The organism is Streptomyces sp. VTCC 41912, assembly GCF_045799175.1.
Classification (GTDB): Bacteria; Actinomycetota; Actinomycetes; order Streptomycetales; family Streptomycetaceae; genus Streptomyces; species Streptomyces albulus_C.
On the sequence record NZ_JBJMAB010000013.1, the window covers coordinates 36,883 to 62,279 of the forward strand.

Annotated in this window: 18 protein-coding genes; 10 read left to right on the forward strand and 8 right to left on the reverse strand. The window is 73.4% G+C overall.

Translation table 11 applies throughout. The annotated features are described in order from the left end of the window. Positions 1-48: 48 nt before the first annotated feature. The 4 genes from ACJ6WD_RS20030 (at position 49) to ACJ6WD_RS20045 (ending at position 6,745) form a co-directional block, all read left to right on the forward strand. Entirely contained in the window at positions 49-1,557 is a 1,509-nt protein-coding gene (locus tag ACJ6WD_RS20030; protein WP_407616273.1) for an APC family permease, read from the forward strand. Positions 1,558-1,658: 101 nt separating this feature from the next. Continuing rightward, on the forward strand, positions 1,659-3,296 hold the full coding sequence (locus ACJ6WD_RS20035; protein ID WP_407616274.1) for an amidohydrolase: 1,638 nt from the start codon (positions 1,659-1,661) through the stop codon (positions 3,294-3,296). Positions 3,297-3,704: 408 nt separating this feature from the next. Continuing rightward, entirely contained in the window at positions 3,705-4,940 is a 1,236-nt protein-coding gene (locus ACJ6WD_RS20040) for a cytochrome P450 (protein ID WP_376447264.1), read from the forward strand. Positions 4,941-5,221: 281 nt separating this feature from the next. Continuing rightward, the gene (locus ACJ6WD_RS20045) at positions 5,222-6,745 is read left to right on the forward strand and encodes a glycosyl hydrolase family 18 protein (RefSeq protein WP_407616275.1); all 1,524 of its coding nucleotides are present in this window, start codon (positions 5,222-5,224) and stop codon (positions 6,743-6,745) included. A gap of 72 nt (positions 6,746-6,817) precedes the next feature. On the opposite strand, the gene ACJ6WD_RS20050 is transcribed toward ACJ6WD_RS20045, so the two are convergent. Genes ACJ6WD_RS20050 through ACJ6WD_RS20070 form a run of 5 tightly spaced genes read right to left on the reverse strand, consistent with a single transcriptional unit; the run spans position 6,818 to position 12,236 of the window. Then, the gene (locus ACJ6WD_RS20050) at positions 6,818-8,008 is read right to left on the reverse strand and encodes an MFS transporter (protein ID WP_233657492.1); all 1,191 of its coding nucleotides are present in this window, start codon (positions 8,006-8,008) and stop codon (positions 6,818-6,820) included. 6 nt (positions 8,009-8,014) lie between these two features. Then, the gene (locus ACJ6WD_RS20055; RefSeq protein ID WP_233657493.1) at positions 8,015-8,623 is read right to left on the reverse strand and encodes a GNAT family N-acetyltransferase; all 609 of its coding nucleotides are present in this window, start codon (positions 8,621-8,623) and stop codon (positions 8,015-8,017) included. Beyond that, positions 8,624-9,862, reverse strand: coding sequence for a type III PLP-dependent enzyme (locus tag ACJ6WD_RS20060; protein ID WP_233657494.1), 1,239 nt, complete (start codon positions 9,860-9,862; stop codon positions 8,624-8,626). Next, a complete protein-coding gene (locus tag ACJ6WD_RS20065) occupies positions 9,859-11,190 on the reverse strand; it encodes a DUF6271 family protein (protein ID WP_407616276.1) in 1,332 nt (443 codons plus the stop codon). Before ACJ6WD_RS20065 ends, ACJ6WD_RS20060 begins: the two co-directional genes overlap by 4 nt. Then, positions 11,172-12,236 carry a phytanoyl-CoA dioxygenase family protein gene (locus tag ACJ6WD_RS20070; protein ID WP_407616277.1) on the reverse strand — a complete coding sequence of 355 codons (1,065 nt, stop codon included), beginning with the start codon at positions 12,234-12,236 and terminating at the stop codon, positions 11,172-11,174. Before ACJ6WD_RS20070 ends, ACJ6WD_RS20065 begins: the two co-directional genes overlap by 19 nt. Positions 12,237-12,812: 576 nt before the next feature. Here ACJ6WD_RS20070 and ACJ6WD_RS20075 point away from each other — a divergent pair. Next, positions 12,813-14,339, forward strand: coding sequence for a glycoside hydrolase family 3 N-terminal domain-containing protein (locus ACJ6WD_RS20075; RefSeq protein WP_407616278.1), 1,527 nt, complete (start codon positions 12,813-12,815; stop codon positions 14,337-14,339). A gap of 62 nt (positions 14,340-14,401) precedes the next feature. Here ACJ6WD_RS20075 and ACJ6WD_RS20080 read toward each other — a convergent pair whose 3' ends face one another. After that, positions 14,402-15,631: a cytochrome P450 gene (locus tag ACJ6WD_RS20080; protein WP_233657498.1), complete on the reverse strand. Its 1,230-nt coding sequence runs from the start codon at positions 15,629-15,631 to the stop codon at positions 14,402-14,404. Between the two features lie 573 nt (positions 15,632-16,204). On the opposite strand from ACJ6WD_RS20080, the gene ACJ6WD_RS20085 reads away from it, so the two are divergent. The 4 genes from ACJ6WD_RS20085 (at position 16,205) to ACJ6WD_RS20100 (ending at position 22,074) form a co-directional block, all read left to right on the forward strand. Further along, positions 16,205-18,928 (forward strand): SpoIIE family protein phosphatase, encoded by a 2,724-nt coding sequence (locus ACJ6WD_RS20085; RefSeq protein WP_331246369.1) that lies wholly within the window; start codon positions 16,205-16,207, stop codon positions 18,926-18,928. 238 nt (positions 18,929-19,166) lie between these two features. After that, complete coding sequence (locus ACJ6WD_RS20090) at positions 19,167-19,400, forward strand: ferredoxin (protein WP_020929174.1); 234 nt, start codon at positions 19,167-19,169, stop codon at positions 19,398-19,400. Next, a complete protein-coding gene (locus ACJ6WD_RS20095) occupies positions 19,390-20,784 on the forward strand; it encodes an NAD(P)/FAD-dependent oxidoreductase (protein WP_233657500.1) in 1,395 nt (464 codons plus the stop codon). The genes ACJ6WD_RS20090 and ACJ6WD_RS20095 overlap by 11 nt, the downstream gene beginning before the upstream one ends. Positions 20,785-20,838: 54 nt before the next feature. Continuing rightward, on the forward strand, positions 20,839-22,074 hold the full coding sequence (locus ACJ6WD_RS20100) for a cytochrome P450 (protein ID WP_233657501.1): 1,236 nt from the start codon (positions 20,839-20,841) through the stop codon (positions 22,072-22,074). Here ACJ6WD_RS20100 and ACJ6WD_RS20105 read toward each other — a convergent pair. Continuing rightward, positions 22,064-23,926 carry a glycoside hydrolase family 15 protein gene (locus ACJ6WD_RS20105; protein WP_233657502.1) on the reverse strand — a complete coding sequence of 621 codons (1,863 nt, stop codon included), beginning with the start codon at positions 23,924-23,926 and terminating at the stop codon, positions 22,064-22,066. The two genes, ACJ6WD_RS20100 and ACJ6WD_RS20105, sit on opposite strands and share 11 nt — an antisense overlap. 92 nt (positions 23,927-24,018) lie before the next feature. Beyond that, positions 24,019-24,729 carry a hypothetical protein gene (locus ACJ6WD_RS20110; RefSeq protein ID WP_038517588.1) on the reverse strand — a complete coding sequence of 237 codons (711 nt, stop codon included), beginning with the start codon at positions 24,727-24,729 and terminating at the stop codon, positions 24,019-24,021. 253 nt (positions 24,730-24,982) lie between these two features. Here ACJ6WD_RS20110 and ACJ6WD_RS20115 point away from each other — a divergent pair, with 253 nt between their 5' ends. Further along, positions 24,983-25,393, forward strand: coding sequence for an SHOCT domain-containing protein (locus tag ACJ6WD_RS20115; RefSeq protein ID WP_233657504.1), 411 nt, complete (start codon positions 24,983-24,985; stop codon positions 25,391-25,393). Positions 25,394-25,397: the final 4 nt, after the last annotated feature.

The following is a 25,397-nucleotide window of genomic DNA, read 5'->3' on the forward strand; positions in this document are numbered from 1 at the left end:
GCCAACCGGCCGCCCGGTCGGATTCCTCATGAACACGGCGGTGATCCGTTGACAACCAAGGTCAAGGACACGAGCGCCCGGCCGGAGTCGGCCGGCGGGTCCGATCCGGCCGGCATGCGCAGGTCCGTCGGGGTCGGCGGGGCGCTGGTGATCGCCGCGTCCAGCACCGCGGCCACCTCCAGCATCGGCATCGGCCTGGGGCTGATGGCCGGGGTCGTCGGGCTGCACCTGCCGGCGATCATGCTGGTGGCGTTCCTGCCGGTGCTGGCCATCGCCGGCGCGTACGGGCGCCTGAACCGCGTCGAACCCGACGCCGGCAGCAGCTACCGGTGGGTGGGCCGGCTCCTCAACCCCTGGTTGGGCTTCCTGACGGGTTGGGTGAACGTCGTCGGCACGGTCGTCTTCATGGCCTACACCACCGCGGTGACCGGGTCGGCCGTCCTGCAACTCCTCGGCGAGGCCGCCGTCCACCGCGTCGGCGGGCTGAGCCTCGATCCCGACTCCACTCTCCAGTCGACCCTGATCGGGCTGGCCGTCCTGTTCGCCGCGGCCCTGATCGCCGTGCGGGGACTCGACCTGGCCGCCCGGCTCCAGCAGTACCTGTTGGTCTTCGAGTACGCGGTGCTGCTGGCCTTCTGCGGCTACGGCCTGTTCGCCGGCGACCAGCCGCTGTCGCCGGAGTGGTTCGACCCGTTCGCCATCCCCTCGCTCCAGGCGCTGGCCCAGGGCATGGTGCTGGCGGTGTTCTGCTACTGGGGTTTCGAATCGGTCTTCAGCGTCGGCGAGGAGGTGCGCACCGCACGCGACGCCTCCCGCGGCGGCTTCCTCTCCCTCACCCTCATGATGCTGCTGTTCGTCTTCGCCGGCACGGCCTTCCAACGGGTCCTTCCGTTGGGCGAACTGGCCGACAACGGGGCGCACGGGCTGACGTACTTCGGCACGAAGCTGGCCCACCAGCCGCTCGCCGCGCTGCCGTTGATCGCCCTGACCTTCTCGGCCGCGGCGTCCCTCCAGGCCGCGGTCATCCCCACCGCGCGCGGTATGTACGCGATGGGCCGCGACGGCACCGTGGGCCGGGTGTGGACCCGGCTCCACCCCCGTCACCGGACCCCGGCCGCCGGCACCCTGCTCATCACCGCGATCGCCGCCGTCCTGGCCCTGGTGTCGCTGGTCATCCCCACCGTCGGCGCACTGATATCCGCCGCGGTGAACGCCATCGGCATCGTCGTCGCGCTGTACTACGCGCTCACCGCGATCGCGGCGGCGGTGCGCTTTCGCGCGCTGCTGCGCACCGCGCCCGGCGAGGCGCTGCGGGTGGTCGTGGCCCCGCTGCTGGGCGCGCTCGTCCTGCTGGCCGTCGGCGGGTACCTCGCCTGGGGCTTCTACCGGTCGACGGACCACTTCGCGCTCGCCGCGGACAACGGCTGGTTCGAGTTGGCGGTGGTCGCCCTGATGCTCGTCTCCGGTCTGCCGTTCGCGGCGTGGGCCCGCTGGCGGCGGCGGGCACCCTACTTCCTGCCGCGCCCCGCCGGGGACACGGCGCCACCGGGTGACTGACCGGCCCGCCGGCCCTCCGTTCGCCCCTTCCCTCCGAACCCGGTATCCGTCCCCCGCCTCCGCGGATCGTGCGCGGACCCCGACCCGACGGGAGAACTCCCATGACCCCAGCCGACCTCGTCTTCACCGGCGGCCCCATCCACACCCAAGACCCCGCCCGCACCCGGGCGAGCAGTCTCGCCGTGACGGGCGAACGCATCACGGCCGTCGGCCACGACGACGTGCGGGAGCTGATCGGTCCCGCCACCGAAGTCGTCGACCTCACCGGCAAGTTGCTGCTGTCCGGCTTCCAGGACGCGCACATCCACGCCGTTTTCGGCGGCCTGGAGCTCGCCGAGTGCGACCTCACCGGGACCGTCGGCGTCGACGAGTACCTGCGGCGAATCCGCGAGTTCGCCGACGCGCACCCCGCACATGCCTGGATCACCGGTGGCGGCTGGTCGTTGGAGAGCTTCGCCGGCGGCCTGCCCACCCGCCAGCTGCTCGACTCGGTCGTGCCGGACCGCCCCGTCTACCTGCCCAACCGCGACCACCACGGCGCCTGGGTCAACACCCGCGCACTCGAACTGGCCGGCCTCACCAAGGACTCCCCCGACCCCGCCGACGGCCGGATCGAGCGCGAGCCCGACGGCACGCCGAGCGGCGTCCTCCAGGAGGGCGCGACCGGCCTGATCGCCCGGCTGGTGCCGCAACGCACCGCCGCGGACCGCCTGGCCGGACTGCTGCGCGCGCAGGAACTGCTGCACTCCCTCGGCATCACCGCCTGGCAGGACGCGCTGCTCGGTTCCTTCCACGGCCAGTGCGACCCCTCGGACGCCTATCTGACCGCCGCCCGGGACGGCAGCCTGACCGCCAGGGTCACCGGGGCGCTCTGGTGGGACCGGGCACGCGGCGCGGAGCAGATTCCCGAACTGGTCGCCCGGCGGGCCGAGTTGAGCCACGACCGGTTCCGGGCCCAAGCGGTGAAGATCATGCAGGACGGCATCGCGGAGAACTTCACCGCCGCCATGACCAGCCCCTACCTGGACTCCTGCGGCTGTGCGACCACGAACACCGGAATGAGCTTCGTCGATCCGGTGGCGCTGCGCGGGCACGTCACCGCGCTGGACGCGTTGGACTTCCAGGTGCACTTCCACGCCCTCGGCGACCGTGCGGTCCGCGAGGCCCTGGACGCCGTCGAGGCGGCCCGCAGCGCCAACGGCCGGCGCGCCACCCGGCACCACCTCGCCCACCTCCAGGTCGTCCACCCCGACGACCTGCCGCGGTTCGCCCGGCTCGGCGCCATCGCCAACATCCAACCGCTGTGGGCCGCCCACGAACCCCAGATGGACGAGCTGACGATCCCCTTCCTCGGCCCCGAACGGGCCGGCTGGCAGTACCCGTTCGGCTCCCTGCTGCGCGCCGGCGCCACTCTCGCGGCCGGCAGCGACTGGCCCGTCAGCAGCCCCGACCCGCTCGCCGGCCTGCACGTCGCGGTCAACCGCAAGGAGCCGGACACCGCCGACGAGCGGGTGTTCCTGCCGGAACAGCGCCTGGACCTCGGCACCGCGGTCGCCGCGTACACGGCCGGCTCCGCACACGTCAACGGACTCGACGACGCCGGCACGCTCCGCGTCGGCCACCTCGCCGACCTGGTGGTCCTCGACCGCGACGTCTTCACCGCGCCACCGGAGGAGATCGCCCGGGCCACCGTGCTGGAGACGTACGTGGGCGGGCGGCGGGTGTACACCGCCGACTGACCCCGCGGGCGCGCCCGGCGGCGCCGGTGGCCGATCCGCATCCGTCGCGGCGGGCGCCCGGCGCCGCCCCCGTCCCGCGCGCCCCAACCGGTCCCCCGATGGCCCCAACCCCCACTCCCACCCCGCTCGGAACGGCCTTCGCGCACCGCTTCCGGTCGAGTGCGGCCGGGGCGGCGCCGGGGGTGCCGCCGGGCGCGTTCCGCGGGTAGCCATAGGGCAGGGTGCCCGTGCCTTCCAGGACTCGACCACCGTCATCGCGGACTCGGAATCCGCCCCACCCCCCACTGCCCGGACGCGGTGCCCGGATTCCGCACACCCCACGGGTTCGCCCCGGCCGCGCCGTACTCCCCCTGCACTCCCGCCCCCGTGCTCCGCCTCCGCGGCCACCGTCCTGAAGGAGAGCAGGTCATGCCTCAGCAGTCCCCCCACGTCCTCGACCCGGCCGGCCGCGACCGCCAGGCCGAGGACGCCTCCTTACGGGCCCGCGGCCCGATGGCCCGGGTCGACGTGCTCGGGGAGGAAGCCTGGGCCGTCACCGACCCCGCGCTGTTGCGGAGCCTGCTCCTGGACGACCGGGTGTCCAAGGACCCGCACCGGCACTGGGACCGCTTCCCCGACCGGACCGCCGACTGGCCGCTGAACCTGTGGGTGGCGGTCGAGAACATGTTCACCGCGTACGGCGCCGAGCACCGTCGCCTGCGGCTGCTGATCGCCCCCGCGTTCGCGGCCCGGACCATCACCGCGCTGGAGCCGGACATCGAGCGCTTCACCCGGGAGCTGCTGGACGACCTCGCCACCGCGCGGCCGGGCGAGGCGGTGGATCTGCGCGAGCGGTTCGCCGCTCCGCTGCCGATCCGCGTCATCACGCACCTGATGGGCCTGCCCGCACACCTGCTGGCGGACTTCCGCCGCGCCGTCAACGGCGTCTTCGCCACCGACGTCACCGCGCAGGCGGCCGCCGCCAACGCCCGGGACCTCTACGCCGCCCTGGACGCCTTGCTCGCCCTGAAGCAGGAGCGACCCGGCGACGACCTCACCACCCGCCTCCTCCAGGCCCGCGCCCCCGAGGGCCAGGGGCACGGCCTCACCCCCCAGGAGGTGCGGGACACCCTGCTGTTGGTGATCAGCGCCGGGTACGAGACCACCGTGAACCTCATCGACCAGGCCCTGGTCGCGCTGCTCAGCCATCCCGAACACCTCGCCGCCGCCCGGTCCGGCGCGCTGCCCTGGGGCGACGTGGTCGAGGAGACGCTGCGCTGGCAGGCGCCGGTTCCGCTCCTGCCGATGCGGTTCGCCACCACCGACATCCCGGTGGCGGACGGCATCGTCATCCGCAAGGGGCAGGCGATCCTCGCCGCGTACTCCGCGGCCAACCGGCATCCCGCGCTGCACGGGCCGGACGCGGACCGGTTCGACCCCACCCGCCCCGACAAGACCCACCTCTCGTTCGGTCACGGCGTCCACCTCTGCCTGGGCGCCACGCTGGCCCGTCTGGAAGCCACCACGGCGCTGCGGATGCTCACCGCCCGCTTCCCGGAGCTGCGCCTCGCGGTGCCGGCCGACGCGCTCGTCCCCCTGCCGTCGTTCCTCACCAACGGCCACGTGAGCCTGCCCGCCCTCGTCGGCCCGGAGGCGGGGGCCTGAGGCGGACGCTGCCGAGGACGGGCCCGGGTCGGACCGCGCGCACCGGTGGCGCGCGGCCGGCGCGGCCGAGGGCAGTCGGCGGCGCCGTCGGAGGCCCTCGGACGTGGTCCAGCGCGGCGGGTCCGCACTGGGCAGGGCGGTGGCGACCGGCACCGCGAATTGGTCTAGTCCTATCTTGGTCCAGTCCATTGACATGCTCCTGATCTCGGGGCTATCCCAGAGGCAACGCCGCTGCCGGCAAAGGGACTTGGCGGCCCACCCTCCTCACCCTCGGGACATCCATGAGACGCAGGCGCACCCTCCGAGCAGTCCTCACCGCAACCGTCACCGCCGTGGCCACGGCCGGCCTGACCGCCCTGGGCGGCGGTGCGGCCCACGCGGCCACCCCGTTACCGGCCCATGTGTTCGCGCCCTACTTCGAGTCGTGGACGGGCGAGAGCCCCGCCGCGCTCTCCGCCCAGTCCGGCGCCAAGCACCTGACGATGGCGTTCCTCCAGACCGCCGCCAAGGGCTCCTGCACCGCCTATTGGAACGGCAGCACCGACACCCCGGTCTCCCCGGCCTCCTTCGGCGACGACATCAAGACGATCAAGGCGAACGGGGGTGACGTCATCCCCTCCTTCGGCGGGTACACCGCGGACACCACCGGCACCGAGATCGCCGACAGCTGCACCGACGTCAACCAGATCGCCGCCACGTACGAGAAGGTCCTCACGACGTACGACGTGAGCCGGCTCGACATGGACATCGAGGCCGACTCGCTGGACGACTCCGCCGCCGTCGACCGCCGGAACCAGGCCATCAAGCTCGTCCAGGACTGGGCGAAGGCCAACGGCCGCACCGTCGAGATCTCCTACACCCTGCCGACGACGACCCACGGGCTCACCGACAGCGGACTCGCCGTACTACAGAGCGCGGTGCGCAACGGCGCCCGGGTCGACGTCGCCAACATCATGACGTTCGACTACTACGACAACGCCGGCCACGACATGGCCAAGGACACCAGGACCGCGGCCCAAGGGCTGTACGACCAGCTCGCGCCGCTCTACCCGGACAAGAGCCCGGCCCAGTTGTGGGGCATGATCGGCATCATCGAGATGCCCGGCGTCGACGACTTCGGCCCGGCCGAGACCTTCTCCCTCGCCAACGCGCAAGCGGTCTACGACTGGGCGGTGGCCAAGGGCGTCAACACCCTGTCGTTCTGGGCGTTGCAACGGGACAACGGCAGCTGTCCCGGCGCCCCGTCCGGCGACACCTGCTCCAGCATCCCGCAGAACACCTGGGACTTCAGCCACGTCTTCGAGCCGTTCACCCGCGGCGCCACCGCGCCGGCCGACGACTTCTCACTGACCGCGGATCCCGTCAGCGGCTCGGTGGCCGCCGGCGGCCGGGCCACCGCGACGGTGCGCACCGCGGTCACGGCCGGCGCGGCGCAGTCGGTGCGGCTCACGGTCACCGGGGCGCCCAAGGGGGCGACCGCCGCACTGAGTCCCGCCGCGGTCTCGGCAGGCGGCTCCTCGACGCTGACCGTGAGCACCACCGCGGCGACGGCTTCGGGGACGTACCACCTCACCGTCACCGGCACCGGCCCGTCCGGCAGCCACAGCACGGCGTTCGCGCTGACCGTCACCGGCGGGAGCGGCAGCCAGTGCACGGCCAGCCCGTGGACCAGCGGCACGGTCTACACCGGCGGGCAGCAGGTCTCGTACAAGGGGCACACCTGGAAGGCGAAGTGGTGGACCACGGGTGAGGAGCCCGGCGCCTCCGGTGACGGGGGCGTCTGGCAGGACCTCGGCGCCTGCTGAGGCACCGGCCGACCCGGCCCGCAGCCGCCGTCCCCCCTCGACGGGGGTGACGGCGGCTGCGGCGCAGCGGCGTCAGGCGGGTTCTCCGGCGGCCGCGGCGGCCGGCGTGCTGCGGGACGGCCAGCGGATCCGCGTGCCGCACAGCGTGACGACGAGCGCCGAGGCGGCGACCGCCGCCATCCCCCACGCCAGGCCGACGGCGTTGGCGAGGAACCCGATGAACGGCGGCCCGGCCAGCAGGCCGAGCGTGCCCATCGCGGCGACCAGCGTCAGCGCCCGGGCGCCCTGGCCGGCCGCGGCCACGTACACGCACGGGGTGACGGCCGCGATGCCCAGGCCGACGCAGGCGAAGCCGATCAGGGCCGGTACCGCGCCGCCGCTCAACAGGGCCAGGGCCAACCCGACCCCGGCCAGTGCGCTGCCGGCGCGGACGACGGTCCCGTCCCCCCAGCGGCCGCGCCAGCCGTCGGCGAACAGCCGGGCCAGCACCATCACCCCGGAGACCACGGCGATGCCCATCGGCGCCAGTTGGGCCGACGCCTTGGCGACGTCCTTCAGGTACAGCGCGGACCAGTCGTTCATGGCGCCCTCGGTCACCGTGCCGAAGGCCATGGCGCAACACATCCACAGCGTCAGGCGGGACGGCAGCGCCCACCGGCGGCGGCCCTGCCGTTCCTTGGGGGCCGCCGCCGGCTGCTCCTCGGTCAGCAGGCCCGGCCCGGCGCAGCCCACCAACAGCAGCAGGACCGCCGCGGCCACCGCGAAGTGCGCGGTCACGGCCGGGGTCACCGCGGTCACCGCCGAGGCCAGGACCGCGGCCGCCAGGGACCCGGCGCTGAAGGTCGCATGTAGTTTGGCCATCGCGTGGCGCCGGTGCCTGGCTTCGAGCGCGGCGCCCTGGGCGTTCATCGCGACGTTCAGCGCGCCCACCAGCACGCCATCGACGCCCATGACCACCAACGCCGTCGGGTAGTTGGGGGCCGCCGCCAACGCGAACAGCAGCAGCGCCAGGCAGAGCGCGGACAGCAGCGCCAGGCGCCTCGCTCCCAGTCGGTTCATCAACAGCGTGACCAGGGGGAACGACACCGCCGCGCCCACTCCGGTGGCCATCAGCAGCACCCCCACTTCGGCGGCGGTCAGGCCGAGCTGTGCCTTGATCGCGGGGATCCGGGACGCCCAGGTGGCGTACTGGAATCCCAGCGAGCAGAACAGCGCGGCGATCGCCAACTGCGCCCGCAGGAAGGGATCGTGCACGCGGAACACCGGAAATCATTCCCCTTCGTGGTGGTGTGGTGCCGGACCGTGCGACGTCGCGCCGGCCGGTTTCGGGGCCGCGGTGCGGTCGCCCCGCACCGGCCTGGACATGTAGACGGCCTGCCCGCCGTACTCACCGGGCGGGACCACCCCGGGATGCCGGACGAACCCGTGCGCGGCCCAGAAGGTCCCGCTGCCGGCGACCGCGACGAGGGAGAGCTGCTCGTAGCCGCCGGCCCGCGCCGTGGCCGTCAGGTGGCGCAGCAGCCGCGCGGCGAGCCCCCGGCCGCGGAGCGGTTCGGCGATGACGAGGTCGTGCAGGTGGAGGTTGCGCGACGGGACGACGGTCCCGGCCGCCGGGCCTTCGGCGTGCCCCGCTGCGACGCCCTCCGCGCGGACCAGGTCCGGGTAGTGGAACATCGGGTAGGGCAGCGCCAACAGGTAGCCGGCCAGGCCGTGTGGGAGGTCGAGCACGAAGCAGGTGTCCGGCGAGGCGTGGCCCCGGGACCGCAGCGCGGCCGGCTCCTCCGAGAGGCCGAGCGCGGCGTAGGCCCGGGACTCCAGCGCGGCGATGCCGCCCCAGTCGTCGTCCGTGATCTGCCGGATGCGGGCGTGGTGGCTCACCTACCGGGCACCTCCCGCGGCCGGTCGGAGGTGCGGCACCGCGGCCGGCCGCCGGGCCCGCCCGGGGGCCTCGCCGTGGATCCAGGCCGCGGGCAGCGGGCGGAAGCCGTTGAAGCCCTGCGTCAGGTAGCTGATGGCGTAGGCGCCGCAGGACAGCACCCAGACCGGGTCGCCGGACGCGAGGTCCGCGGGCACCTCGACCAGGCCGCCGTCCGAGGCGAAGGCGTCGTCGCCGTCGCAGGTGGGGCCCGCCACGACGGCGGGCAGCCGGGCCGTGCCGGCGTGCCCGGGGAAGACCAGCCGGTACTGCAACTGGTCCATCTCGTAGAGGCCGTTGAACTTCCCCACGCTCAGGTACAGCCAGCGCTGCCGGGTGCCGTCCGGCTGCTCGCGGGTGGTCAGCCGGGCCACGTGTGCGCGCACGGCGCCGTGGTCCGCGACGAGGTAGCGCCCCGGTTCCACCAGGAACTCCAGGGGGTGTCCACAGACCTCCGGGAGACGTTCGAGGCCCTCCCGGATCACCGCGAAGATCTTGTCGACGGGCGGGTCGAGGGGGCGCCCGCGCCGGTCCGCGTAGCCCAGGGCCGGCAGGCCGCCGCCGAGGTTGACCCGTGCCACGGACAGCCCGCGGCGGCGCAGGGCCACCAAGGTCTCGGCCGTTCGGTCGAGGGCCCGGCGCCAGGCGTCCGCGGTCATCTGCTGCGAACCCACGTGGAAGGACAGGCCGTTCGGGACCAGTCCGGCGTCCCGCGCCGCGGCCAGCACCCGCACCGCGTCGGCGGGCGAGCAGCCGTACTTGTTGCTGAGCCCCCACAGCGCGCCGTCCCCGTCGGTGGCCAACCGGCAGAACACCCGGGCGCCGGGGGCGTGGGCGGCGACGGCCGCCACGTCCTCCAGGCTGTCCGTCGCGAAGTCCCGGACGCCGAGCCGGTGGGCTTCGGCGAGGTCCCGGTCGGACTTGACGGTGTTGCCGTAGTGGATCCGCTCGATCGGCACGCCGGCGCGCAGCGCTTGGGCGATCTCGCGCGGACTGGCCGCGTCGACGCCCGCTCCCCGCTCCGCCAGGCAGGCGAGGACGGCGTCCATCGGACAGGCCTTCATGGCGAAGCGGACGGCCACGCCGGGCAGCTCCCGTTGCAGGGTGGCGTGGTTGTCGGCGATGCCGGCCAGGTCGAGGACGATCTGGTCCTCGGAAGCGGCGGCCAGTGCGGCGTGCAGGGCCGGGTTGTGGTGGCTCATCGGCCCGCCCGGTCCGGTTGCGGGGCGGGCCACCGCGGCCCGGCGGCCCGGCTCGCCGCCACCAGCGCCGCCCATGCCTCGATGAGCAGGGCGAAGTCGGCCATGTCCTGGCGGGCTTCGTGGAGCAGCTGGTCCCGGCGGGAGGCCAGGACGTCGGCGAACGCGGCGTACTTCCCGCCCAGTTTGCGGTAGGAGGCGTCGAGGACGTCGAGCCGCTGGACGTTCTCCGCCGGGTCCAGTTCGGTGCTCTCCCGGACGAAGGCGGCGATCGCGGCGGCGCGGACCTGCTGGTCGTCGTCGAGCAGGGCCTGGTTGGCGCGGGCCATCCGGTCGTAGACGAAGTGGAAGTAGAGCATGGAGAGGAAGAACTTGGCGAACCGTGTCTGGTAGGCCAGGAAGCCCGGGCCGGTCCGGCGTTCGCCGGTGTGGAAGTTCACGATGTTGCGGTTGTGGAGGACGCCGGGCAGCGTGGCGTCGTGCACCAGGTGGATGAGGAAGTAGTCGCTGCCGATGGTGTTGGTGGCGGGCGGCAGCGGCACCCGTTCGTGCACGTGGTGGAAGCTGATGTTGCACATGTCCACCCGCAGGGGATCGACCAGGGTCAGTACGGAGTGGTCCTGGCGGAACGGCTCCGTCCCGGCGCCCCGGAAGGACTCGTCGACGAGCTCTTGCCTGGCCTGGGCCGACCAGTCACCGGGCGCCCACAGTCCGACCACGTCGCTGTAGACGGCGGGGTCGGCCCGGCGGATCTCGTCAACGTCGACGGACAGTTCGCCGACGAAGGAACTGCCCACCATGGCCACGGGTTTGTGGGCGTGGAGCGGGTCCAGGGCGTTGTGGGTGACGCCCGGTGCGGCGTCGTCGGCGCGCTTGCCGAGCGAGCGGAGTTCGTGGTGGATGGGGAAGACCGGCGCGCCGTCCAGGGTCTGGTAGCGGCTGTCCGAGTCCCGGCGGTGGACCGACCGGCACCCCAGGGCGGCGGCGATCAGGAACGCACGGTTGGTGCAGGCGCCGTAGGAGGGGTCGGCCGGGAGCATCAGGTCCAGCACCAGTTCCGGCTTGGTGACGCCGGCGTCGCCGACCACCTGCCACAGGAAGTCGCGCTGGGCGGCCTCGTCCAGGTGGTGCACGACGACGTTCGGCACCGCGGGCAGTTCCCCGAGTGCCCGGGCGTGTTGGGCGAAGACCGGGGCGGTGCAGGAGTCCAGGACCACCAGGTGGACCTCGACGTCGAAGTGCCCGGCCGCGTGGGCGGCCTCCGCGCCGATGGCCCGGATCATGGCGGTGCAGGCCCGGTTGGTGGGCAGGGTCAGGCAGATTCTGCGCATGCGCGTGCTCCCCTGGGCTCCGCGGGCTCCCGCCCGTGCCACGGCTCCAGGCCCAGGAGCCTGGCGCCCAGTGCGGTCAGGTCGGGCGTGCCGTACCTGAGGGACTCGTGCCGGGTGGCGTCGCCGACGAGCGTGGCGTTCCAGTCCGGGGTCCGCAGGTGCCGCCAGGAGTCGATCCGGGAGTCGGTGAGCGTGTGGTGCGAGGCGAGCGCCGGCATCATGGCGAGGTACTGGACCGCGCGCACCTTGTCGCGCGAGGTGTTGGCGGCGACCCCGTGGGCCAGCAGGCCGTTCCAGATCAGCAGGTCGCCGGCGGCCAGTTCGGGTCGGACGACGGGGAGTTCGGCGCGGTCGAAGGCGGGGCGGAGCGGGTCGCGGTCGGCCGGTTGCAGGGCCCGCCAGCGCTCGAACCGGCGGAACAGTTCGGGCGCGCACTGGAATCCGCCGCAGTCGGCGTCGGTGTCGTTCAGGGCGATGATGCCCTGGACCCGTTGGGGCAGCACCCCGAGCGAGGTGTCGACGTCCCAGTGCAGTGCGATGTCGAAGCCGCGCTCGGTCGGTGCGATGAGCCCGCGGTCGCGGTTCTTGATGTTGGGCGGGTTGAGGTTGAGCCGGTCCAGGGTCACCCAGAGCTCTTCGCAGTCCCACACGTCGACGAACGCGTCGTAGACCCGCCGGGTCTGGCGGCTGTCCCAGAGGGCTTGGTGGTGGTACGCCTCGACGAACCCGTAGACGTGCAGGTCCCGTTCCAGTTCCGAGCGGAACTCGCGCTCCTCGTACCAGGTTTCCGGGTGGTCGGGGTCGAGTCCCTGGAAGTCCCAGGCGAAGTCCAGCAGGCGTCGGGCCGCGTCCGCCGGGATCGCCTGCTCGACGACGACGTAGCCGTAGGTCTGCCAGAAGGCGAACTGCTCCTCGGACAGCACCCGCAGCTCCCGCGTCTTGCGGAGTTCGCGCAGGGGGGTGCGGGCCAGGTAGGTCTCGCCGTCCGCGCTGAAGTAGGGCACGTCCGAGGCGGCTCGGTGCAAGTACTCGTCAGTCGCTGGCATGCAGCGCTCCAAGGTTCGTGTCGGTGGGTGCCGGCGCGGCCGCGCCTGCCCGGGTCCGACGGCGTGGGACGTGTCGGGTCGGTGCCCGGGCCGTGCGGCCGGCAGCGGTGCACGGTCTTCGCGCGGTGCGGCGCCCGTGCCGCGTCGGGGCACGGGGCCGGCGGGGGCGCCGTCGGTGGGGAGTCGGTCCGCGCTGCGGCGGGTGTCGTTGCCGGAGGTGAGCAGGGTGGGGCGGCCAGAAGTGGTGGGGTGCGCGTCCGCGCACCCGCCGGTCACCCGCGTCGGAGTGGTGGTCTCCGCGAGTGCAGCACCGGCCCGTGCGCCCGCCCGGAACGGTCACTTCCGCCCCTCAGGCACCGTGGGTCACTTGCTTCACTCACGCCCCAACAAAGTGGACTAGACCAACTCGCCATGTCAAGGCTGGAGTTACCGGAGGCCGCGGATCCGCCGCGAGAAGCCGACCGAACGAGAAGGCACGGGCGCTCCCTTGACATCCCGGATTGGACTAGGCCAACATCCGCTGGTCTGTACCAACGCTCCGATCGATGCGTCGCCACGACCCGGAAGGCCCCGTCGATGACCTCCAGCAAGCACAGCAAGGAGTTGCGACGACTCGCACTCTCCGTCCTCCAGCCGGGATTCGTCGGCACCGAGGCACCGGACTGGGTACTGCGCGCCATCAACGACGGCCTGTCCTCCGTCGTGCTCTTCTCCCGCAACATCGTCTCGACCGCACAGGTCGCCCGCCTGACCGCACAACTCCGCGCCGAGAACCCCGAGTTGATCGTCGCCATCGACGAGGAAGCCGGCGACGTCACCCGCATCGAGTCCGCGACCGGCGCCACCCGGCCCGGCAACCTCGCCCTCGGCACCGTGGACGACCTCGAACTCACCGCGGCCGTCGCCGGCGACCTGGGCCGCCAGCTGCGCGCCGCCGGCATCAGCCTCGACTACGCGCCGAGCGTGGACGTCAACTCCAACCCCGACAACCCCATCATCGGGGTCCGCTCGTTCGGCGCCGACACCGCACTGGTCGCCCGGCACGCCGCCGCGTGGGTCCGGGGGCTCCAGGCGGCCGGGGTCGCCGCCTGCGCCAAGCACTTCCCCGGCCACGGGGACGTCGCGGTCGACTCCCACCACGGCCTGCCCACCTACGACGCCGACCTCGACGAGATCGCCGCCCAGGCACTGCCCCCGTTCCGGGCCGCCGTCGAAGCGGGCGTCGGCGCGGTGATGAGCGGTCACCTCCTGGTGCCGGCCCACGACCCGGACCTGCCGGCCACCCTCAGCTCCCGCCTCCTGAACGACCTCCTGCGCAAGGAGATCGGCTTCGACGGCCTGATCGTCACCGACGCCATCGAGATGGGGGCGGTCGCCGACCGGTACGGCCTCGGCGGCGCCGCGGTCATGGCCGTCGCCGCCGGCGCCGATGCGGTCTGCGTCGGTGGTGAGCACGCCGAGGAGTCCACCACCGCGCTGCTCACCGCCGCGCTCGTCGACGCCGCCAGCCGGGGCGAACTCGCCGCGGAACGCCTGGCCGAAGCCGCCGACCGCGTCCGGGCGTTCGCCACGTGGTCGCACCAGTTGGGGCAGCGGGCCCCGCTCGACCCCGTCCAGCGCGACATCGGCTTCGTCGCCGCCCGCCGCGCCCTGCGGACCCGCGGCCCGGCGGACGACGTCCTGCCCCTGGCCGCCGCACCGCACGTGGTGGAGCTGGTGCCCTCGACCAACCTCGCCATCGGCGACGAAACGCCGTGGGGCGTCGCCGCACCGCTGCGCGAACGGCTGCCCGGCACCACCTCCGTCCGCCTTCCGCACCAGCAACTCGACGACCGGCCCGGCACGTTGACGGACCTCGCGCTGGCGCCCGCGGCCGGCCGTCCGCTGGTCGTCGTCGTCCGCGACGCCGCCCGGCACGCGTGGATGGGCCGTGCCCTCGCCGCTCTCACCACGGCCCGTCCCGATGCCGTCGTGGTCGAGATGGGCCTGCCGAGCGACGCCCTCCCCGGAGCCGTCCGGATCTTCACACACGGTGCCACCGCCGCCTCCGGCGTCGCCGCGGCGGAAGTCCTGGCCCTCGGCCACACGGGCCGCACCGCGTAGCCGGTCCCGGTTGCCGTCGGGCAGCGGAGTTCGGGAGGAGGCCGGCGAAGACGGCTGCGGAATCAGTGTTCCGGCCCGCTGGGAGTGAAGCGCACGGGGAGGTTGTGCAGCCCGCGCATGACGATTCCGAGCCGCCACCGGAGGTCCCCCTCGTCCACGGCGAGCCGCACGTCGGGCAGCCGCCGTAGGACGGTTCCGATGGCGATCTGCCCCTCCAGGCGGGCCAAGGGGGCTCCCAGGCAGTAGTGGATGCCGTGGCCGAACGCCACGTGCTGGTTGTCCTCGCGGGAGATGTCGAAGCGACCGGGGTCGGCGAAGCGGGACGGATCACGGTTGGCGGAGGCCAGCACGACCACCACTGTCTGGTCCGCCGGGATCGTCACGCCGCCGATCTCGACCGGCCTGGTCGTGAAGCGCCACGTGGTCGTCTCCACCGGCCCTTCATAGCGCAGCATCTCCTCGACCGCCGTGGGGAGCAGCGACGCGTCGGCGCGCAGGGCGGCGAGCTGCTCGGGGTTGCTCAGGAGCGCGAGCATGCCGTTGCCGATGAGGTTCTCGGTGGTCTCGTGACCGGCGACGAGCAGCAGGAAGGCCATCCAGACCACTTCGTCGTCGTCGAGCGAGTCGCCGTCCTCCGCCACCGAGACCAGTGCGGAGAGCAGCCCGTCGTCCGGGGCGGCGTGCTTGTGCCGCACCAGATCGGTCAGGTAGGCGTTCAGTTGCGCGAAGGTGTCCTGGAGTTGCGGGCGCAGCGCCTCGTCCTCGGAGACCAGGATCGACGTCCAGCGCCGGAAGTCGTCGCGGTCCTCCGCCGGTACACCGAGCAGTTCGCAGATGACCGTGATCGGCAGCGGGAACGCCAGGTCGTCCATCAGATCGGCGCTGCCCTTCGCCACCACCTCGTCGAGGAGCGCGTCGGTGATTTCCTGGATGCGGGGCCGTAGTGCGCGCACCCGCCGGGCGGTGAACGTCCGGACCACCAGCTTGCGCAGCCGGGTGTGGTCGGGCGGATCGCTGTTGAGCATGTGGGCCATGAGCTGGAAGCCGTCCCGTTCGCCGGCTTCCACCATGGCGTTCCGCAGGCTCGCCGGCACATTGGCCGGGGCCTTGGAAAGGCCCGGGTCGGCGAGCGCGGCCCGGGCGTCCGCGTAGCCGGTGACGAGCCAGACGTCCCCGTAGCCCGGGAGGTGCACCATGTGCGCGGGGCCCGACTCCCGTAACCCGGCGTAGAAATCATGGGGGTTGGCCTTGAACAACGGGTTCGTCACGTCGAATGACGCAAGGTCGCTCACTGGGGCTCTCCTCGCCGTACCTGTGGTGGCATGCCGGACGTCCACTATCACGAGGATTCACTGCGGGGATCCGGTGATTCCGCCGCATCGGCCCCTGCCCGGGCTCCGGCGACGTCGCGCGGGCGGACGCCCTCGTCCGGGCCGGCCGTCCCGGACGCGCAGCCGTCGACGGAGGCGGCGGCGCACCCCTCGCGGCCTGCCCGGCGGGCGTCGCGGGGCCGCGCGGGCACCCCGGGGACCGTCGGCGTCGCCCCGCCCGGTCCGACGCCGTCCGTACGGCGCAAACGGAACGGACCCGTCCCCCCTTCCGGCCCGGCCGAGTGCGACATCCGGACGCACCGCGCCGTCGCCAGCCGCCACAGCCGGCCCGCCCGCCACCGCGACGGCACCGTGCCGGCGGCGCGCGTCCGCCCCCACCCGGGAAACCCGCGGTGAGCGGTCGGCCGCCGCCCCGCGGTCACCGGGGGTGGCCGACCGGTCGGGGTGCGTGCCCGGGTGGCTGAACGGCGCCGACGGCGTACACGAGGGGCGGCAGGGCGGCGAGCCCGCCCGGGGAGTGTTAGAAATAGCAACATGGCCGCAGGGTCCGGCCGATACCGGCGCGCAACAGTACGGTCACTGACCGAACGACGCCCGCAGAGTCTCGCGGGGCAGGTCTTCCTGCTCCAACTCACCGTCGGCCTCCTGCTCGTCCTGGGCACGCTGGCGGCGCTGCTGCTGACGTCCCGGCACGACGCCGAGGAGGAGGCGCGCAGCCGCTCGGTGGCGGTCGCGGAGACGTTCGCCCACTCCCCTGGTGTCCAGGGCGCACTCCGCTCCCCGGACCCGTCGAAGATCCTGCAACCCCTCACCGAGGCGGCCCGCAAACGCGCCGGCGTCGACTTCATCGTCGTGATGAACACCCACGGAATCCGCTACACCCACCCGATCCCGCAGGAGATCGGCAAGCCGTTCGTCGGCACCATCGGCCCCTCGCTGGCCGGCCAGGTGCACGTCGAGAGCGTGTCCGGGCCGCTCGGCCACGAAGTGCAGGCCATCGTGCCCGTCGACGACTCCCACGGCACGGTGGTGGGCCTGGTCGCCGCGGGGATGAAGGTGGCGAGCGTGAGCCGCGCGATCGCCGGCCACCTCCCGGTGATCTTCATCATCAGCGGTGCGGCGCTGGCCCTCGCCACGGCCGCCACGGCGGTGATCACCACCAGGCTGCGGCGCCAGACCCGCGGCCTGGGGTCCGTCGAGATGAGCCGCATGTACGAGCACCACGAGGCGGTGCTGCACGCCGTGCGGGAGGGCGTGGTCATCACCAGCGCCGAAGGCCGGCTGCTGCTGGCCAACGACGAGGCCAGGCGGCTGCTGGCGCTGCCCGACGACGCCGAGGGCCGGGCGGTGTCCCAGCTGCCCGGCCTCGCCCCGGGACTGGCCGGCCTCCTGGCGTCGGGCCGGTCCGCCACCGACGAGATCCATCAGACGGGCGGCCGGCTCCTCGCGGTGAACCAGCGGCCCACCGACCGGCACGCCGCCGGCATGGGCACGGTCACCACCCTCCGCGACTCCACGGAGCTGCGGCTGCTGTCCGGCCGCGCCGAGGTCGCCCACGAGCGCCTGCGGCTGCTCTACGAGGCCGGGGTGAGCGTCGGCACCACCCTCGACGTGGCCCGGACCGCCGAGGAACTCGCCGACGTCGCCGTCCCGCGGTTCGCCGACTACGTCACCGTCGACCTGGTGGCCCCGGTCCTGCACGGCGACGAGCCGACCGGCAGCGGCGCCCAGCAGATGCGCCGCACCGCCGCGCACGGCGTCCGCGCCGACCACCCGTTCCTGCCCGCCGGCACCCCCATCACGTTCGTGGACGGCACGCCCCAGGCCCGCGGGATGGCCAGCGGCCGCTCCCAGGTCGTTCCGGACCTGTCGACCACCCCCACCTGGCAGCTCCAGGACCCCGACCGGGCCCGGCAGGTCCTGGCGTGCGGCATCCACTCGCTGATCACCACGCCGCTGCGGGCCCGCGGCAACATCCTGGGCATGGCCAACTTCTGGCGCGCCCAGGGCTCGGAACCGTTCGACGAGGAGGACCGGTCGCTGGCCGAGGAACTGGTCGCGCGCGCCGCACTGAGCATCGACAACGCCCGCCGGTACACGCGCGAACACGCCCTGGCGGTGACCCTGCAACGCAGTCTGCTGCCGCGCACCCTGCCCGAGCAGAGCGCCATGGAGGTGGCCCACCGCTACCTGCCCGCCCAGTCGGGGGTGAGCGGTGACTGGTTCGACGTCATCCCGCTCTCCGGCAGCCGGGTCGCGCTGGTCGTCGGCGACGTCGTCGGCCACGGCCTGCACGCCGCGGCCACCATGGGCCGGCTGCGCACCGCGGTGCACACCTTCTCCACCCTCGACCTCACCCCCGACGAGCTGCTGGGCCACCTCAACGACCTCGTCGACCAGATCGACCAGGAGGAGGCCGAGACCGGCAGCGACACCAACATCACCGGCGCCACCTGCCTGTACGCGATCTACGACCCGGTCTCCCGGCGCTGCGGCATGGCCCGGGCCGGCCACCCGCCGCCGGCGCTGGTCCACCCCGACGGCACCGTGGAGTTCCCGGAGCTGCCGGCCTGCCCGCCCCTGGGACTGGGCGACGTGCCGTTCGAGACCACGGAACTGCACCTGCCCGAGGGCACCCAGATCGTGCTGTACACCGACGGGCTGGTCGAGGAGCGCACCCGGGACTTCGACGTGGGCATGGAGATGCTGCGCGGGGCGCTGTCCCGGCCGGGCCGGTCCCCGGAGGAGAACTGCCGGGCGGTCCTGGACCGCCTGCTCCCGGAACGCCCGCGCGACGACGTGGCGCTGCTGATCGCCCGCACCCGGGTGCTTGGCCCGGACCGCGTCGCCTCCTGGGACGTGCCGTTCGACCCCGCGGCCGTCGCCGGGATGCGTTCCAGCATCTCCGCCAAGCTCGCCGAGTGGGGCCTGGACGACCTCGCCTTCGCGACCGAGGTCGTGATCAGCGAGCTGGTCACCAACGCGCTCCGGTACGGCTCACCACCGGTACGGGCCCGGTTGCTCCGCGACCGCAGCCTGGTCTGCGAGGTGGCCGACGGCAGCAACACCTCGCCCCACCTGCGGTACGCGGCGACGACCGACGAGGGCGGGCGCGGCCTGTTCCTGGTGGCCCAGCTCACCGAGCGGTGGGGCACCCGCTACACCCCGCAGGGCAAGGTCATCTGGGCGGAACAGCCGCTGCCGGCGAACGGCGCGGAGGAGCCTGCGGGGTCCGAGGGCCCGCAGCCCGCTCCGTAGCCCCTCGGCCCGCGGCCGGCACCACCACCCGCGCCCCGAAGCCGTACCTGCCGAGGGCGCCGGCGGTCCCGGGGACGCCCCGGTGTCCCGTGCCGGCCGCTGACTCACCCCGACGGCCGGGCGGGCGTGCGACGCGCCGGCGGGCTCCCCATCCTGGACCGGGGCCGGCCTCGATCCGGTGGTGCACCCGCGCGCACGGCCGCCGTGCGCCGATCACGTCGCGGAGAGCGGAGAGTTCATGAGGCTTGTGGTCGATCTCAACCGGTGCCAGGGGTACGCCCAGTGCGCCTTCCTCGCGCCGGACGTGTTCACCATGCACGGGGACGAGGCGCTGATGTACGACCCGCAGGCCGACGACTCCCAGCGGGAGCACGTGCGCAGAGCCGCGGACGCCTGCCCCGTGAAGGCCATCACCCTCGACTACGCGGACCTGGACGGCGCGGCGGAGGCGGGTGGGTCCCGTGACGATTGACGGGTACCTGGAGGCGTTCCGGCGCGAGGGGCGGATCGTCGTCGTCGGTGCGTCGCTGGCCGGTCTGCGGGCCGCCGAGGCGCTGCGCGCGGAGGGCTTCGCGGGCACGCTCACCCTGGTCGGCGACGAGCCCCACGAGCCGTACGACCGGCCGCCGCTGTCCAAGCAGGTCCTGTTGGGCAAGGTGCCGGCGGACCACACGCGGCTGCCCAGGGTGCGTCCCCTCGACGCGCAGTGGCGGCTCGGGTCCGCGGCCACCGGGCTGGACCTGGCGGCCAAGCGGGTGCGGCTGGCCGACGGCGACGTGCTCGACTACGACCGGCTGCTGATCACGACCGGGGTGCGGGCCCGTCCGTGGCCCCACGAGCTGGAGGCCGAACTCGACGGGGTGTTCGTGCTGCGCACGCAGGACGACGCCGTGCAGCTGCACCACCGGCTGGCCTCCGGGCCGCGGCGGGTGCTGGTGATCGGGGCCGGCTTCACCGGCTCGGAGATCGCCTCCGCCTGCCGCGAGCGGGACGTGCCGGTCACCGTGGCCGAACGCGGCGGGGCGCCGCTGGTGGGCGCGCTCGGCGGGGTGGTCGGCGAGGTGGCCGCGGAACTCCAGCGCGCGCACGGCGTCGACCTGCGGTGCGGGGTGCAGGTCACCGGGCTGGAAGGGGACTCCGCCGGCCGGGTGCGCACGGCGCACTTCTCGGACGGCACCGCGGTCGCGTGCGACGTGGTGGTCGTCGCGCTGGGCGCCACCCGCAACACCGAATGGCTCGCGGACTCCGGGCTGGGCGCCGGCCCGCGCGGCATCGCCTGCGACGCGGGGTGCCGCGCGTTCGACGTCCGGGGCATCGTCACGGACGACGTCTTCGTCGCCGGTGACGTGGCCCGTTCGCCGCATCCGCTCTTCGGCTACCAGTTCCTGTCGTTGGAGCACTGGGGCAACGCGGTGGCGCAGGCCGAGGTCGCGGCCCACAACATGGTCAGTGCCAGTGCCGAGCGGCGGCCGCACCTGTGGATGCCGTCGTTCTGGTCGGCGCAGTTCGGCGTGAACATCAAGTCCGTCGGCGTGCCGCCGATGGCCGACCAGATCATGGTCACCCAAGGGTCGCTCGCCGAGCAGCGCTTCACCGCGGCCTACGGCTTCCAGGGCCGGGTCATCGCCGCGGTCACCTTCGACCAGGCGAAGTGGCTGGACTTCTACGAGCGGCAGATCGAGCGGGCCGCGTCGTTCCCGCCGGAGTTCACCACCGTCGACCGGCGCCCCGAGGGCCGGCAACCGGTCGCGGCCGGCTTCCCGGACCCCTCGCAGCCCAGCCACGGCCCCACCGTCACCCTCAGCGGGTACTCCCCGACCGACCGGCGCGTCTCGTTCACCCCGCGACGCGCCTGACCCGAGTACGCCGACCGGTCGTCCCCGGCCGCAGCACCCTGGAAGGACACACCCATGACGTCGGTCGCCCTCCTGCGCCAGGTCCTGGACTACGCCAACCGCCCCGACCCGTACCCGCTCTACGCCGAGCTGCGCAGGACGCCGGTGGTGCGCGACGAGGCGGGGCCCTATCTGGTCAGCACGTACTGGGCGGTCAAGGGGCTGCTGCACGACCCGCGGATCAGCTCCGACGCCCGGAACCTGACGCCCGAGGCGGCCGAGGCCACCGGCCAGGAGCAGGACCCCAACCTGCCGCCGTCGTTCCTCCGGCTCGACCCGCCGGAGCACGACCGGCTGCGCCGGCTGGCCATGCGCCCGTTCGGGCCGCCGCACACCCCGCGCCGGGTGTTCGAGATGCACGGCGAGCTGGCCGGGATCGTCACCGGGCTCATCGACGGCCTGCGCGGACGCGACGCCATCGACCTCGTCGACGACGTGTCCTATCCGTTCCCGGTCACCGTGATCTGCCGGATCCTGGGCGTGCCGCGCGAGGACGAGACGCACTTCCACGAGTGGGCCGACACGATCGCCGCCGGCCTCGACCCGGTCGGCACGCCCGAGGAGCGCGCGGCCAAGATGCAGGACGTGCAGCAGGCCCGGCGCGACCTCGCCATGTATCTGGCCGGGCTGATCGAGGAGCGCCGGCGCTCTCCCCGGGACGACATGCTGTCCGCCCTGGCCACCGAGCACGGCCCGGACGGGCAGATGTCCCCGGTGGAGATGATCACCACCTCGGTGCTGCTGCTGATCGCCGGCCACGAGACCACGGTCAACCTCATCACCAACGGGATGCTCACCCTGCTGCGCCACCCGGACGTGCTCCAGCGGTTGCGCACCGACCCCGCTCTGGCGGTGCCGCTGGTCGAGGAGTTGCTGCGGTTCGAGCCGCCCGTGCAGATGCTGCCGCAGCGCACGACACTGGCCGAGATCGAGGTCGCCGGCACGGTCATCCCCAAGGGGGCGTCCGTCTACCTGATGGTGGCGTCCGGCAACCGGGACCCGCAGCGCTTCACCGACCCGGACCGGTTCGTCCCCGACCGCCCCGACAACCAGCACCTCGGTTTTGGCCACGGTCTGCACAGCTGCTTCGGTGCGCCGCTCGCCCGGTTGGAGGCGCAGCTCGCGCTGACCGAACTCGTCCGCCGGCTCGACGCCCCGCAGTTGGTCGAGGACCCGCCGCCGTACCGGCAGAACGCGGTGCTGCGCGGCCCCCGGCACCTGCCGCTGACCATCGGCGGGATCAGGGACTGAGGCGGCCGGGCGGACCGTCCCGCCACGGCTCGTCGTCCCGCTGCCGGTCGAGGGCGTCGTCCAGGGTGGTGGCGGCCATGATGAGCGACAGGTGGGTGAACGCCTGCGGGAAGTTGCCCAACTGCTCGCCGCCGGGGCCGATTTCCTCCGCGAACAGGCCGACGTGGTTGGCGTAGGTCTGCATCTTCTCGAAGGCGTAGCGGGCCGGTCGGAGGCGGCCGGCCCGGGCCAGGGCGTCGACGTAGAGGAAGGTGCACAGGCTGAAGGTGCCTTCGGAGCCGCGCAGGCCGTCGGGCGAGGCGAGCGGGTCGTAGCGGTAGACGAGGCTGTCCGACACCAGGGTGCGCTCGATCGCGTCCAGGGTGGAGAGCCAACTCTCCGTCTGGGGCGCCAGGAAGCCCACGCGCGGCAGGAGCAGCAGCGACGCGTCGAGCACCGCGCCGTCGTAGTGCTGGACGAGCGCCCGCTGCTCGGCGTCCCAGCCGCGCTGCATGACCTGTTCGAGGATGGCGTCGCGGGCCGCGGTCCACCGGACGGTGTCGGCGGGGCGGCTGTACGCGGCGGCCAGGCGCAGGCCCCGGTCGAAGGCCACCCACGACATCATCCGGCTGAAGGTGAACTCCTTGCGTCCGCCGCGGGTCTCCCAGATGCCCTCGTCGGGCCGGTCCCAGGAGTCGGCGAGCCAGTCCAGGGTGCGGGCGAGGTTCTTCCAGCCGTGGTAGCCGGCCCGCATGGCGATCTCGCGCCCCTCCGACAGGGCGTAGAGCGCCTCGCCGTAGATGTCCAGCTGCAACTGGTCGGTGGCGGCGTTGCCGACGCGCACCGGGGCCGAACCGCGGTAGCCCTCCAGATGGGACAGCACCTCCTCCGGGAGGTCGGGGTCGCCGTCCACCCGGTACATGATCTGGAGCGGTTCGTGCCCCTCGTCCGCCGCGGGCTGGAGGCGGTTTCCCAGCCAGCGGGTGAACTGCGCCGCCTCCTCGGCGAACCCCAGGTCGAGCAGGGCCCGGACGGACAGCGACGCGTCGCGGACCCAGGTGTAGCGGTAGTCCCAGTTGCGTTCGCCGCCGACCTGTTCCGGCAGTCCCATGGTGGCGGCGGCGACCGGTGCGCCGGTGGGGGCGTAGGTGAGCAGTTTGAGGGTGATCGCCGAGCGGTGCACGGCCCCCGGCCACCGCCCCCGGTAGTGGGAGGTGCGCACCCAGCGCTGCCAGAAGTCCACGACCTCCCAGAAGCGCTCCGCCACGGCGTCCGGGGTCAGTGGCGGCGGGGCGGGCGCGTCGGGTGCGGCGTCGACGGTGAGGACGGCCCCGGCCACCTGTCCGGTGCGCAGCGTGACGGTGCCCACCGCGTCGTCGCCGTCGCGGTCCAGCGGGAAGGTGCTCTGCAGGTGCGCGGTGGCGCCGGGCGCCCGGAAGGTGGCGGTGCCGTCGTGCAGGTCGCAGGTGTGGGCGGCCCGCGCGTAGTCGAAGCGCGGCCGGCATTCCAGGTCGAAGCGGACCGTGCCGCGGACCGCCCGGGCGCCGCGGAGCAGCACGTGCCGGGCGGACGGCGTGCCGGTGCGGTCCGGGGGCATGCAGTCGAAGACCTCGCCGACGCCGTCGGGGGACATGAAGCGGGTCACGAGCACCGCGGTGTCCGGGTAGTAGAGCTGCTTGCAGGTGCTGCCCCGGCCCTCGGGGGCGAAGCGGAAGTGGCCCCCGCGCTCGTGGTCGAGGAGGGCGGCGAAGACGCTGGGCGAGTCGAACCGGGGCGCCGGGAACCAGTCGACGACCCCTTCGGACGAGACCAACGCCGCGGTCTGGAGGTCGCCTACGACGCCGTGGTCCGCGATGGCTGGGTACCGTTCCATGATCATCCCGCTTCCGTGGGGCGTGTACCTCCACTGTCCGCCCGCGCCGACGGGCGCGCGAAAGCGGCGGCCGGGGCCGGACGGTGCGAAGCTCAGGCCGCGTCCGCCCCGGTGGGGCCCGGCCGGCCGCCGCTCCGGTGGCGGCGCAGGGTGATCACGAAGACGTGGCTGCTGACGGCCAGCATCCACAGCGGGAAGACGAGTTCGACGTGGCCCTCGCCGCCGACGGCGAAGAGCAGCACCAGCGCGACGAGGTAGCCCAGCCATACCAGCCAGCGGGGGAAGATGCCGAGCCGGTGCCCGATGGTGGTGGTCGACACCACGAACACGGCGGCCATCCGCGTCGCGTAGCTGGTCAGCAGCTCCAGGACGAGGTGGCGCCCGTACTGCCAGAGCACCCGCTCCCCCGCCGACGCCGAGGGCGACGCGTCCGTCACGGCCAGCAGGCTGCCGGTCGTCGCCGCGAGCACGAACAGCATCGCCACGAAGAGCAGTCCGCTGCCGAGGAACAGCGTCGAGAAGAACCGGTCCTCGGCGGCGCCGACGAAGTCCCGCACCGCGCCCATGAACCACAGGAAGAAGATCCCGGCGAACGGCAACAGCATCAGTGCGGTGTGCAGGAAGCCCCGCTGGGAGGTGTCGCGGATCCAGTCGGCGGCGTCCTCGGAGTGCTCGGGGACCGCCAGGCGCACGAGGAGGACGGCGACCCCCAGCAGCACCGCGGAGACCATCCCGGCCACCGCCGCGACCCGGGGTGTCCGCAGCACGCGGGCCGTTGCCGTGGTCCCGTCGGTCGTTCGCATCGCGTTCTCCCGCTGCTCGTCACGCCCGCCGTCCGACGACCGCGCGGCGGGCCCGGACCGGCCGGTCCACCGGCGGTTGCGGCAGGCGCCTGACTGCCAGTTCTACGACCGGGCGGCGCCCCGCACCGGTTCGCCCGGGCCACTCGGGTGAGCACCCGGGCGGCCCCGCCGCAAGGGCGCGGAACTCGTGTGGCAGTGCCGGGCCGGCCTTGCCAGGCTGGGAGGTGACGACCGTCCCGAGGAGGAGAGAGCCATGGCCGGTCACGTGAACCTCGCCTACGACTACCCGGTGCTCGGTGCCTTCTGGACCGCGATGTGGGTCTTCCTGTGGATCATGTGGGTCATCCTGCTGTTCCGGGTCGTGCTGGACGTCTTCCGCGACGACACGATGAACGGCTGGGCCAAGGCCGGTTGGCTGGTCTTCGTCCTGGTGCTGCCGTTCCTCGGCGTCTTCGTGTACGTCGTCGCCCGCGGCCGGGGCATGGGCCGCCGCGAACAGCAGCACGTCCGGGCCCAGCGCGAGGACGTCGAGCGGTACATCCGCGACACCGCCGGCGCCGGCACCAGCGCGGTGGACCAGCTCGCCAAGCTCTCCGAGATCCGCGCCCGCGGCGACATCAGCGACGAGGAGTTCGCCCGCGCCAAGGAGAAGATCCTGCACTGACGCA

Coding starts and splice junctions, on each gene's coding strand:
- ACJ6WD_RS20060 (WP_233657494.1), bottom strand. CDS start 9,862: ATGAGCCACCACAACCCGGCCCTGCACGCCGCACTGGCCGCCGCTTCC.
- ACJ6WD_RS20045 (WP_407616275.1), top strand. CDS start 5,222: ATGAGACGCAGGCGCACCCTCCGAGCAGTCCTCACCGCAACCGTCACC.
- ACJ6WD_RS20110 (WP_038517588.1), bottom strand. CDS start 24,729: ATGCGAACGACCGACGGGACCACGGCAACGGCCCGCGTGCTGCGGACA.
- ACJ6WD_RS20105 (WP_233657502.1), bottom strand. CDS start 23,926: ATGGAACGGTACCCAGCCATCGCGGACCACGGCGTCGTAGGCGACCTC.
- ACJ6WD_RS20035 (WP_407616274.1), top strand. CDS start 1,659: ATGACCCCAGCCGACCTCGTCTTCACCGGCGGCCCCATCCACACCCAA.
- ACJ6WD_RS20040 (WP_376447264.1), top strand. CDS start 3,705: ATGCCTCAGCAGTCCCCCCACGTCCTCGACCCGGCCGGCCGCGACCGC.
- ACJ6WD_RS20115 (WP_233657504.1), top strand. CDS start 24,983: ATGGCCGGTCACGTGAACCTCGCCTACGACTACCCGGTGCTCGGTGCC.
- ACJ6WD_RS20070 (WP_407616277.1), bottom strand. CDS start 12,236: ATGCCAGCGACTGACGAGTACTTGCACCGAGCCGCCTCGGACGTGCCC.
- ACJ6WD_RS20085 (WP_331246369.1), top strand. CDS start 16,205: ATGGCCGCAGGGTCCGGCCGATACCGGCGCGCAACAGTACGGTCACTG.
- ACJ6WD_RS20075 (WP_407616278.1), top strand. CDS start 12,813: ATGACCTCCAGCAAGCACAGCAAGGAGTTGCGACGACTCGCACTCTCC.
- ACJ6WD_RS20090 (WP_020929174.1), top strand. CDS start 19,167: ATGAGGCTTGTGGTCGATCTCAACCGGTGCCAGGGGTACGCCCAGTGC.
- ACJ6WD_RS20100 (WP_233657501.1), top strand. CDS start 20,839: ATGACGTCGGTCGCCCTCCTGCGCCAGGTCCTGGACTACGCCAACCGC.
- ACJ6WD_RS20065 (WP_407616276.1), bottom strand. CDS start 11,190: ATGCGCAGAATCTGCCTGACCCTGCCCACCAACCGGGCCTGCACCGCC.